At 71.4% G+C, this 10,820-nt stretch carries 11 protein-coding genes and 1 pseudogene; 6 read left to right on the forward strand and 6 right to left on the reverse strand.

From position 1 onward, the window contains the following. Together A7B20_RS20615 and A7B20_RS20620 are read left to right on the forward strand one after the other, a co-directional pair. Nucleotides 1-347 (forward strand): exodeoxyribonuclease VII large subunit (locus A7B20_RS20615; RefSeq protein WP_281260121.1); only part of this gene is annotated, 347 nt, incomplete at its 5' end. 10 nt (nt 348-357) lie between these two features. Further along, nucleotides 358-1,770 (forward strand): hypothetical protein, encoded by a 1,413-nt coding sequence (locus A7B20_RS20620; RefSeq protein WP_245867168.1) that lies wholly within the window; start codon nt 358-360, stop codon nt 1,768-1,770. 81 nt (nt 1,771-1,851) lie between these two features. Here the strand turns inward: A7B20_RS20620 and A7B20_RS20625 are convergent, their stop codons facing one another. Further along, nucleotides 1,852-2,271 carry a hypothetical protein gene (locus A7B20_RS20625; RefSeq protein ID WP_342747286.1) on the reverse strand — a complete coding sequence of 140 codons (420 nt, stop codon included), beginning with the start codon at nt 2,269-2,271 and terminating at the stop codon, nt 1,852-1,854. A 68-nt stretch (nt 2,272-2,339) separates the two neighbouring features. Beyond that, nucleotides 2,340-3,416 carry an alkane 1-monooxygenase gene (locus tag A7B20_RS20630; protein ID WP_102110474.1) on the reverse strand — a complete coding sequence of 359 codons (1,077 nt, stop codon included), beginning with the start codon at nt 3,414-3,416 and terminating at the stop codon, nt 2,340-2,342. Nucleotides 3,417-3,622: 206 nt separating this feature from the next. Between A7B20_RS20630 and A7B20_RS20635 the strand changes: the two genes are divergently transcribed. Then, the gene (locus A7B20_RS20635; RefSeq protein WP_102110466.1) at nt 3,623-5,308 is read left to right on the forward strand and encodes an NAD(P)H-dependent oxidoreductase subunit E; all 1,686 of its coding nucleotides are present in this window, start codon (nt 3,623-3,625) and stop codon (nt 5,306-5,308) included. A gap of 157 nt (nt 5,309-5,465) precedes the next feature. On the opposite strand, the gene A7B20_RS20640 is transcribed toward A7B20_RS20635, so the two are convergent. Then, nucleotides 5,466-6,191, reverse strand: coding sequence for a BUD32 family EKC/KEOPS complex subunit (locus A7B20_RS20640; protein WP_102110467.1), 726 nt, complete (start codon nt 6,189-6,191; stop codon nt 5,466-5,468). A 105-nt stretch (nt 6,192-6,296) separates the two neighbouring features. Between A7B20_RS20640 and ftsY the strand changes: the two genes are divergently transcribed. Continuing rightward, nucleotides 6,297-7,508, forward strand: a complete 1,212-nt coding sequence (gene ftsY, locus A7B20_RS20645; protein ID WP_102110468.1) for a signal recognition particle-docking protein FtsY — start codon at nt 6,297-6,299, stop codon at nt 7,506-7,508. 8 nt (nt 7,509-7,516) lie between these two features. Here ftsY and A7B20_RS20650 read toward each other — a convergent pair whose 3' ends face one another. Then, on the reverse strand, nt 7,517-7,999 hold the full coding sequence (locus A7B20_RS20650; RefSeq protein ID WP_245867170.1) for an MgtC/SapB family protein: 483 nt from the start codon (nt 7,997-7,999) through the stop codon (nt 7,517-7,519). 83 nt (nt 8,000-8,082) lie between these two features. On the opposite strand from A7B20_RS20650, the gene A7B20_RS20655 reads away from it, so the two are divergent. Beyond that, the gene (locus A7B20_RS20655) at nt 8,083-8,985 is read left to right on the forward strand and encodes a DMT family transporter (RefSeq protein ID WP_102110469.1); all 903 of its coding nucleotides are present in this window, start codon (nt 8,083-8,085) and stop codon (nt 8,983-8,985) included. Nucleotides 8,986-8,999: 14 nt separating this feature from the next. Further along, nucleotides 9,000-9,611 (forward strand): inner membrane-spanning protein YciB, encoded by a 612-nt coding sequence (locus tag A7B20_RS20660; RefSeq protein WP_102110470.1) that lies wholly within the window; start codon nt 9,000-9,002, stop codon nt 9,609-9,611. 298 nt (nt 9,612-9,909) lie between these two features. On the opposite strand, the gene A7B20_RS20665 is transcribed toward A7B20_RS20660, so the two are convergent. Next, nucleotides 9,910-10,599 (reverse strand): glutathione S-transferase N-terminal domain-containing protein, encoded by a 690-nt coding sequence (locus tag A7B20_RS20665; protein WP_102110471.1) that lies wholly within the window; start codon nt 10,597-10,599, stop codon nt 9,910-9,912. A gap of 37 nt (nt 10,600-10,636) precedes the next feature. Next, nucleotides 10,637-10,820 (reverse strand): annotated as a pseudogene (locus A7B20_RS20670) (hypothetical protein); the annotation flags it as partial.

Genomic DNA, 10,820 nt, shown 5'->3' on the forward strand with positions numbered 1-10,820 from the left:
CCGCGCGCCTGTCCCTGCGCCCCGCCGAGCGCGGCATCGCCACCGGGCGGCGCGACCTCGACGCGCTCTCCCGGCGCCTGACCGCCCGCGGGAAGGAGCAGCTGGCGGCGCAGCGCGCGCGGCTGGACGCGCTCGAGCGGATGCGCCTCAGCCTCGGCTACGAGGCGACGCTGCAACGGGGCTATGCCGTGGTGAGGAAGGGCGAGGCGGTCGTCACCCGCGCGGCCGAGGCGCAGGGCGCGCCGCTGCTGGAAATCCAGTTCGCCGACGGACGCGTGACCGTGGGCACGAAGGCCGCCCGCCGCAAGCCGCCCCCGGCGCCCCCCGAACAGGGCGAGCTCTTGTGAGGCGCCGTCGTTGAGCCTCTCCGCCTCGCCGCGCTTCAGCCACATCGGCGGCCTCTGCATGACCGGCGCGATGCTGGCCTCGATCCCCGCCGAGTACACCGGCAGCGCCGTGGCGCAGGGTCTCGCCGGGCTCTTCACGATCCTCGGCCTTGCCGCCTTCTTCCCCCGCGTGACCTGGGGGCGGCGGGTGTTCGTGCTGATCGGCATCGCGCTGCTGCTCGCCGCCATGGCGACCGAGGAGAACTGGCGAGACCACGCCCTGACCGCGCTTGGCCGCGCAAGCTTCATCGCCGCGTTCTTCACCGCCCTGACCGCGATCCGCGCCGCCGCCATGACCTCGCCCTCCATCGCCGAGTGCGGGCGGTTCCTGGCCGGTCAGCCGCCGGGGCGGCGCTACCTGGCGCTGACCCTCGGGGGGCACCTGTTCGGGCTGGTGCTGATCTACGGCGCCATCGCGCTCCTCGGCAGCCTCGCCACCGAGAGCGCGGCGAAGGAGCGGAACGAGGAGCTGCGCCGCCACCGCACCCGCCGGATGCTGCTGGCGATCCAGCGCGGCTTTATCTCGACCCTGCCCTGGTCGCCCCTCGGTTTCGCCATGGCGATCTCGCTCACCGTGGTGCCCGACGGCCGCTGGGCCGAGGCGCTGCCGGCCTGCCTCGTCAGCACGGCGCTTCTGGCCGGGATCGGCTGGGCGCTCGACACGATCTTCAAGCCGAAGCTCTCCGCGCCGCCGCCGCCGAGGGGAGCGGCCGAGGGCGACTGGTTCGGCCACCTGAAGCCGCTCCTGATCCTGCTCGCCGTGCTGATCGTGCTGGTTGCGGCGCTGCACGAGATCGCGGGTGTGCGGATCGTCGGCGCGGTGATGTCGGTCGTCCCGGTGATCGCGCTGCTGTGGGTGGCGGGCCAGACCGCGGGCCCGGCCACGGCGCGCCTGTCCGACGCCGGCGCGCGGGCGGCGGAGTTCGCGCGGCGCGACCTGCCCGCCTACGGCCCCGAGATCATCCTGCTGGTGATGGCGGGCTTCATCGGCGCCATGGGCGCGGGGCTGGCCCAGCCGCTGATGGCGGCCTCGGGCATCGACCTTGCGGCGCTGCCCGCCTGGGCGATCCTCGTCGGTCTCGTCTGGTTCGTGCCGCTGACCGGGCAGCTCGGGATGAACCCGATCCTCGCCGTGTCGCTCTTCGCGCCGCTGCTGCCCTCGCCCGAGGCGCTCGGCATCGCGCCCGAGGCGATGATCGTCGCCATCACCGGCGGCTGGGCGCTCAGCGGCGCGACCTCGCCCTTCACCGCCTCGACCCTGCTGATCGCGAACTTCGGGCAGGTGCGCCCCGTCTACGCGGGGCTGGTCTGGAACGGTCCCTACATGCTGGTCAGCGCCACCGCGCTGTCGGTCTGGGCGGTGGTGGCGGGGCGGTTGCTGTGAGCGCAAGATGACGCTGCAACCCCAGGGGCACACCCGTGGCGATGCCTCCCCCGCCCGCGGATCAGCCCTTTCCAGCAGCCCTCACACCCCGACGTCGGGCCCCATGCAACTCATCGGCTCGTCCGTCTGCTGCGCCTCGTAAAGCTCGCTGCCCGCCGGATCGCCCATGAAATGCGCACGGAGACCGCCGTTGCCCCGGAAGAAGGTCCAGCACTGCGGCCCGGTGCCGTCCTCGTAGACGAAGCAGATCTGCTCGCCCTCGGAATACCACTGGCCTTCCTTGCAGCGCCCGTCGAGGAAGGACCAGCGCACCTTGCGCCCCTCGCGGTACTCCTCGACGCCGTAGGACACGCCCCCGGCGTTGAAGTAGAGGGTCTTGCCGGTGGTATAGGCCTCGAACTCCGCGGCGCTCATCGGCGTGCCGTCCTGCCCGGTGGCGGCGAAGGCCGCGCCGGTGGTCAGGGCGAGGGTCAGGGCGAAGCGGCGGATCATGCTGGTCATGGGCCGGAGACTGGCACAAGGGGCGCGGCCTGACCAGAGCCGCCGGCGGCCGCCCGCTCACTTCCCCGTCAGGCCGCGGCCCTCTCCCGCGTCCGGGCGTTCCAGGCCTTCGCCCGCCTGTCCATCAGGCGGAACCAGGCGGGGGGCCAGAAGGCGATGATCGCCATCACCGGCAGCGAGCGGGGCAGCGTCGGCACCTCCTCCGGCCCGCCGATCCTGAGCTCGGGCCAAGGGCGGGCGGGGTTGGCGTGGTGGTCGGAATGGCGCGGCGCGTTCAGCATCATCGCGCCGGACCAGACGTGGGGCGCGTTCCAGCTGTGCGCCGGGCCCACCGGCTCCAGCCTGCCCGGCGCGACCTCCCGCCGCTCCAGCCCGTAATGCTGGACGTAATCCGACAGCAGCAGCTGCATCTGCGCATAGACGGCGAGGGCGACGTACCAGAGCAGCCCCGCCAGCCCGCCGATCAGCCAGGCCAGCCCGAGGCACAGGAGCGCGCCACCGACATACTCGGCATAGGGATGGCGCAGGGTCGACACCCGCCCGGCCCGCCGCTGGAGCGACCGCTCGATCTCCCAGCCGGCCAGGAACGACCCCTGCCAGGCGCGCAGGGCGAAGGCGGGAAAGGATTCGCCCAGCCGCGCCGAGTTCGGATCGTCGTCCGACGCGACATAGGAATGGTGGATCTTCCGGTGCGCCGAGGTGTGGTGGCCGAACAGCAGCGAGATGAACAGCCACTTGCCGAGGGTGAACAGCCGCCGGTCGCTCCGGTGGATCAGCTCGTGCGCGTTCGAATTGCCGACCTGCCCCAGCCAGAGGCCGACGGCGAAGAACATCGCGACCGCCTGCGGCCCGTCGAGCCCGAGCCCCGCGCCCGCCAGCGTCGCCACGGCGCTGAGCAGAAGCAGCACCTGCGCCGCCCCGATGGCGACCGACAGCGCGGTGCCGGCGGGAAACTCCGCGCCCTCCAGGGGCGGTGGCAGGCGGCGCACCAGCACGTCCATCAGCGGCACGAACAGCGTCATCGCGGCCAGCGCCAGCCAGACCAGCGGACCGCCAAGCCAGGCGGCGGCCAGCAGCAGCGGCACCGGACCCAGCGTCGCGGCCACGAACACCGGATGGGAGTCGAAAAGGGAAGCGCGGTCCATCATCCCCCTGCCTTAGCAAGGAAGGACGGAGATTTCATGGCGCATCTTCGACACCCTGCGTTTCCGATCCGTCACATTTCCGGGGGCCCGGTGCCTCCTTAAGTCTCGGAGGCGTCGCATTTGGCTTGGGGCGGTCCCGGATCCCGCCTTATGGTCCGCCCGACAGGCGCCCCGTGTGGCGCGGACGAACGGAAGGGCAGGGCGGCATGGCACTGGACGAGCGCAAGGGTGTCTGGAAATCGGGCAAGGGGAAGGGCCGCAAGACGCCCAAGGGCCGCCAGCTGGACGATGCGGCGCTGGCCGAGGTGCTGGAGACGCTCGGCGACATGCCGCGCCGCCGCGACCTCCTGATCGAACAGCTGCACCTGATCCAGGACCGCTTCGGCCACCTCTCGGCCCGCCACCTGCGCGCGCTGGCCGAGGAGATGCGCCTGCCCATGGCCGAGGTCTGGGAGGTCGCGTCCTTCTACGCCCATTTCGACCTCGTGAAGGAGGACGAGGCGCCGCCGCCCGCCCTGACCATCCGCGTCTGCGATTCGCTGGCCTGCGAACTCGCCGGGGCGCAGGCGCTGAAATCCGCGCTGGAGGACGGGCTGGACCCGTCCGAGGTGCGCGTGCTCCGCGCCCCCTGCATGGGCCGCTGCGACACCGCGCCCGCGCTGGAACTCGGGCACAACCACGTCGATTTCGCCACGGTGGACAAGGTGAAGGCCGCCATCGCCGCGGGCGACACCCACACCCATGTCCCGGAGTACGAGACGCTCGACACCTACCGCGCGAACGGCGGCTACGAAAAGATGGCCGAACTGCGCGAAACCGGCGACTGGGAGGCGGTGCAGCAGACGCTGCTCGACTCGGGCCTCCGGGGCCTCGGCGGCGCCGGCTTCCCCTCCGGCAGGAAGTGGGGATTCGTGCGGGCCAATCCGGGGCCGCGCCTGATGGCGGTGAACGGCGACGAGGGCGAGCCGGGAACGTTCAAGGACCGCTACTGGCTGGAACGCACGCCGCACCTCTGCCTCGAAGGCATGCTGATCGCCGCCTGGGCGGTCGAGGCCGAGCGGATCTACTACTACATGCGCGACGAATACCCGGCGGTGCTCGAGATCCTGCGCCGCGAGATCGCCGCGCTGGAGGAGGCCGGGATCGTCACGCCGGGCTACATCGAGCTGCGCCGCGGGGCCGGCGCCTATATCTGCGGCGAGGAAAGCGCGATGATCGAGAGCATCGAGGGCAACCGCGGCATCCCGCGCCACCGCCCGCCCTACGTCGCGCAGGTCGGCATCTTCGGCCGCCCGACGCTGGTGCACAACGTCGAGACGCTGCACTGGGTCGCCCGCGTCTGCCGCGAGGGGCCCGGGATCCTGAGCGGCGTCGAGAAGAACGGCAGGAAGGGCCTGCGCTCCTACTCCGTCTCGGGCCGCGTGGCGAAGCCGGGCGTCTACCTGCTGCCCGCAGGCTCCACCATCACCGACCTGATCGAGGCGGCGGGGGGCATGGCCGAGGGGCACAGCTTCAAGGCCTACCAGCCGGGCGGACCTTCGGCGGGGCTGCTGCCCGCCTCGATGGCCGACATCCCGATGGATTTCGACACGCTCCAGCCCCACGGCTCGTTCATCGGCTCGGCGGCGGTGGTGGTGCTGTCGGACAGGGACAGCGCGAAGGCCGCGGCGCTGAACATGCTGCGCTTCTTCGAGGACGAAAGCTGCGGCCAGTGCACTCCCTGCCGCGTCGGCTGCGAGAAGGCGGTGAAGCTGATGCAGGCCGAGACCTGGAACAAGCCGCTGCTGGAGGAACTCTGCACCGCCATGGCCGACGCCTCGATCTGCGGGTTGGGGCAGGCCGCGCCGAACCCGATCCGCCTGACGATGAAGCATTTCGGCGACGAGCTGTGAGACGGGGGAGGTCCGGCACGCCGCGGATTTCCCTTCCTTTCCATGACTTCGGCGGTCCCGCAGGTCAGGATGTCGTCACCGTCGGGTCGCGCCGGGCAACCATCTCCCACCAACCCCATGGAGTCCCTTGCGTCCCCCCGGGGACGCTCCGCGGCCCTCAGGTTGCGCGGAAGGCGGCGAGCGTCAGGGGAATCGCCTTGAATTCCCGCGCCTTCCCCGCCCGCCTGAGCCTCAGCGGCGCGGTCAGCCAGCCGACCCAGGCCAGCCGCGCCGCCCGCCTGCGCGCCGCCTCCCAGACCCCGTCCGGCGCGGCCGCGCGATAGGCGGCGATCCCGGCCTCGACCTCCGGCGAGGGGCCCTGTGCCACGGTGTAGCCGCTCAGCACGAACAAGAGCAGGTCGGCGGCGAAGTCGGCGATGGCATCGCGCTCCGGCGCGAAGCGCTCGAGGTCGATCAGCGTGATCCGCCGCCCGTCCCAGCACATGTCCTTGACCGCCGGCCGCCCGTGGCAGAACCCCCGGCCATGGAGCATCGCCAGCGTCCGCCCCGCCGCCGCGAAGGCCTCCCCCCGCTCGGCCCCGCTTCCGATCCCCTCGCGCAGCATCCGGTCGAGCGGCAGGCCCGCGTCCGCCAGCGCCATGTGACCCGGCCCCTCGTCAAGCAGCGCGGGCACCGGCATCCCCGCCGCGGCGAGCAGCTTCAGCCCCCGCCGCTCGGTCTCGAAGGACGCTGCCGCGTCGCCCTTCTGAAGGCGGCGCAGGGGGCTCAGACGCTCCTTGCGCTTGATCCAGACGGTCCGCCCCGCGTGCTCGATCCGCAGGATCCGGGCGGGGTCGGCGGCCAGCGCGGCGCGGATGCGGGCGGAAAGATCGGGGTCGGTCATCGCGCCGGTATAGGAAGCGGCGGGAGGGCTGACAATCTCGCGCCCTTCCCTCCGGCGGGCATCTGGCCTAATTGGGGAGGGCACGCAAGCGGGCCGGGGGCGCCGATGTCATTCTTCAACAAGCTGAAATCGCGGCTGTTCAAGAGCTCTTCGAAACTCGAGGAGGGGCTCGACGCCATCGTCGAGGACGGCGGCACCGACGAACCCGAAGCGCAGGCGCCCGCTCCGACGCCTGCACCGTCACAGGCTCCCGATCCCGCCCCGGCACCGCCGGCCCCCGCGCCGAAGCCGGAGGCTCCGGCCGCGAAGTCCGCGCCTCCCGCTCCGGCCCCGAAGCCGCAGAGCCCCGCACCGCGCCCCGATCCTGCTCCCGCGCCGAAGCCCGCCGCCGCCCCGCCCGAACCGGCACCCGCCGCGCAGGAGACGCCGCGCCCGGGCCTGCTCGGCCGCCTGACGGGCCGCGCCCCGGCGGCCCCCGTGGTGCGGAGGGTGCTGGACGACGACATGCTGGAACAACTCGAGGAGGTGCTGATCGCCGCCGACATGGGCGTCGACACCTCGGCCCGCGTCGTCGCCAACCTCGCCGAGGGCCGCTTCGGCCGACGCATGTCCACCGCCGAGATCAAGGAAGTCCTCGCCGCCGAGATCGCCCGCATCATGGAACCCGTCGCCCGCCCCATGCCGCTGTTCGCCAAGCGCCCGCAGGTGGTGCTGGTCGTCGGCGTCAACGGCTCGGGCAAGACGACGACCATCGGCAAGCTCGCCTCGCAGTTCCGCGCCGCGGGAAAGTCGGTGGTGATCGCCGCCGGCGACACCTTCCGCGCCGCCGCCGTCGAGCAGCTCCAGGTCTGGGGCGAACGGGCGGGGGTGCCGGTGCTGACCGCGCCCGAAGGCTCCGACCCCGCCTCGCTGGCCTTCGACGCGATGACCAAGGCGGCCGACTCGGGCGCGGACCTCCTGCTGATCGACACCGCCGGACGGCTTCAGAACCGCGCCGACCTGATGGAGGAGCTGGGCAAGATCGTCCGCGTGATCCGCAAGAAGGACCCCTCGGCGCCGCACAACACGCTCCTCGTGCTGGATGCGACCACCGGACAGAACGCGCTCCTCCAGGTCGAGATCTTCCAGAAGCTCGCCGATGTCTCGGGCCTCGTGATGACCAAGCTCGACGGCACCGCGCGGGGCGGCGTTCTCGTGGCGCTGGCCGACAGGTTCGGGCTGCCGATCCATGCCATCGGGGTGGGCGAGCAGATCGACGACCTCGACGCCTTCGACCCCGAGGAGTTCGCCGCCGCCCTGACCGGACTGGAGACCTGAGAGCGCGCTCAGTCCCCCTGCGCGCCGTTCTCGAGCCAGCCCAGTATGACGATCACCGCCACAACCAGCACCGCCGCCATCGCGGCGAGCCAGATCTGCCCCGATCCGCAGGCCAGTCCGATCGCGCCCGCGAGCCAGACCGAGGTGCCCGTGGTCACGTTGCGCACCCGTCCGTCCGAGCGGAAGATGATCCCGGCGCCGAGGAAGGCGACACCGGTCGTCACCGCCTCGACCAGGCGCAAGGGGTCGATCCGCACCGAATCGTCGGTCCCGAAGTCGAGCGTGACGAGCGCCTGGCTGACGAGGATGAAGAGGCAGGCGGCCAGCGAGACGAGGATATGGGTCCGCAGCCCCGCCGCCTTGCCCGAAAGCTCGCGCTCGAGCCCGACGCAGGCACCGAGCAGCACGGCCGCCATCAGCCGGATCGCGGCGACGGCGGGCGGCACGGCGGTGAAGCCGGTGGCGAGTTCGGTCTTCAGGACGTCGAGCACGGTAGCGTTTCCAGGCGGATCATGCTGTCCGAACGCCGCGGTTCCGGCTGCGGTTCCGGGCCCGGTCCGGGGGAGCAGGGCGGTTGGGTGAGTGGATCGTCAGCCTCGACGGCACCGAGAGCGGCCAGTGGCTTGCCACCGGTCTGGCGCTGCTCGCAGCGCTGCTGCACGCGATCTTCGGCGCGCTCCAGAAGGGGCGCCACGATCCCTGGCTGACCCGGGGCGCCATCGACGGCTGGCTCTTCGTGCTGACCCTGCCGATGGCGCTGCTGCTGGTGCCGCGTCCCGACGCCCAGGGCTGGCTGATCCTCGCGGGGGCGCTGGCGATCCACTTCGTCTACAAGTGCGGCATGGCGCTGGCCTATGCCCGGGGCGCCTTCACGGTGGTCTACCCGGTGGTGCGGGGGACCGGTCCGCTCTTCGCGGTGATCGGCGCCTGGGTGATCTTCGGAGAGACCTTCGCGCCGATGCAGTGGCTCGGCGTCGCGGTGCTGCTCTGCGGCATCTTCGGCCTCGCCGCCTACAACCTCGCCCACATCGAACTCCAGCGCGAAAGCCTGGTGCCCGCGCTGCTCTTCGCCTTCGCCACCGGCGCGCTGGTCGCGCTCTACACCACCTACGACGCCTACGGCATCCGCGAGGCGGCCAATCCCTTCACCTTCCTCGCCTGGTTCTTCGTCATCACCTCGGTCGACTTCCCGCTGATCGCCATGGTCCGCCGCGCCCGCATGGTCGCGCCGCCGCCGCTCGGACCGCTGCTGCGGCGGGGCCTGATCGGCGCGGTCATCGCCTACGGCAGCTTCGGCTCGATCATGCTGGCGACTCGGCTCGACAAGGTGGGCGAGGCGGCGGTGCTGCGCGAGGTCTCGACCGTCTTCGCCGCGCTGATCGGCTGGCTGGTGCTGAACGAGACGGTGGGACCGCGGCGCATGGTCCTGATGGCGTTGATCGCGCTCGGTGCCGTGATAGTAGAACTGGGCAGCTGAAAAGGACGGAAGCGATGGCAGAACGGCATGTGGCCCCCTGGGTGAAGACGGCGCTGGAACTCGGCCCCGTGGCCCTGTTCTTCGTCGGCTACCTCCTGCTCCGGGACCGGAGCTTCGATGTCGGCGGCACCGAGTATTCCGGCTTCATCCTGATGACGGCGCTGTTCGTGCCGCTGCTGATCGTCACGACGCTGATCCTGTGGCGGCTGACCGGGAAGCTGTCGAAGATGCAGATCGTCACCCTGGTGCTGGTGGTGGTCTTCGGCGGCCTCACCGTCTGGTTCAACGACGAACGCTTCTTCAAGATGAAGCCGACGCTGATCTACCTGATCTTCGGCACCATCCTCGGGGTCGGACTGCTGCGCGGCCAGTCCTACCTGAGGCTCGTCATGGACGAGATGGTGCCGCTCGACGCGGCGGGCTGGATGATCCTGACCCGCCGCTTCACGGCGCTGTTCTTCGGCCTCGCGGTCGCCAACGAACTGGTCTGGCGCACCATGTCCACCGCCGCCTGGGTGAACTTCAAGACCTTCGGCCTGACCGCGGCGATCTTCCTGTTCTTCGTCTTCCAGGGAAAGCTGTTCGAGAAGCACGGCACCGGCAAGGACGACCGGGACGGGGACTGACGCCGGCCTGCGGACCGGCGCGGACGAGGGGGCTTCCGCCCCCCGGCGCCTCCGGCGCCGTCCCCCGAGGATATTTGTGAAGCAAAGATGAAAGCGATCCGCCCCCCTTGGGAGACGGATCGCCATCTTCGCTTGCGGTCATCGGCTTCCCAGCCTGCACCGCCCTGCCACCCTGCCCCGGAAAGGTTGCGTTAAGGTTAACGCCCCCCGTCTTTGCTTTCCAAATATCCTCGGGGGAGGCGGCGCAGCCGCCGCGGGGGCAGACAGCCCCCGTCGACGCCGGACGCGGGCGGTGGCCTCAGGTCTTCTCCGCCGGCTTGCGCGCCGTCGGATCCTTCCGGAGATCGGCATGCAGCGCCCGCCCCGCGATCACCCCGGGCCGCGCACCGACGGTGTCGAGCCAGCGGGCCATGTGGGGCTTGTCCTCCAGCGTCTGCTGCTGCCCTTCCCAGAGCGAGGCCCAGCCCCAGATCGCCATGTCGGCGATGGAATAGAAGTCGCCCGCGACGAAGTCGTGCCGCGACAGCTGCCGGTCGAGGACGCCGTAGAGGCGCGCCGTCTCCTTCCTGTAGCGGTCCTTGGCATAGGGGATGTCCTGGGGCGGGTCGGCGAGGGGGGCGAACTTCAGGAAGTGGTGCGCCTGGCCGGCCATCGGCCCGAGGCCGCCCATCTGCCACATCAGCCACTGGTCGACGGCGATCCGCTCGCGTTCGGTGCCGCCGCAGAACTGCCCTGTCTTGCGGGCGAGGTACTGGAGGATCGCGCCGGATTCGAAGATCGAGATCGGCGCGCCGTCGGGGCCCTCGGGGTCGGTGATCGCGGGCATCCGGTTGTTCGGCGAGATCTTCAGGAAGTCCGGCCTGAACTGGTCCCCGGCGCCGATGTCCACGAGGTGGACGTCGTAGGGCAGGCCCATTTCCTCCAGGGCGATGGAAACCTTCCAGCCGTTCGGCGTGGGCCAGAAGTAGAGGTCGATGGGGGCGGGCATGGCGGGCTCCTCGGTTGCGGCGCCCGGGCACTCTGGGTCAGCGGGGGCTCGGTTGCAATCGGCCCCGGCGCGGCCACGCGCCGAGCAGCCGCGACCAGCGGGGCGCGGTGCCGAGGGGCAGGGCGGCGCGCAGGGCGGCAAGCGGCAGATCGGGCGCGGCGGCGAGCAGGCGGCGGTAGAGCGGGAACAGCCCCGGACGCAGGTAGGCGGACCAGTGGCAG

The organism is Oceaniglobus roseus (assembly GCF_002869745.1).
GTDB classification, from domain to species: Bacteria; Pseudomonadota; Alphaproteobacteria; order Rhodobacterales; family Rhodobacteraceae; genus Oceaniglobus; species Oceaniglobus roseus.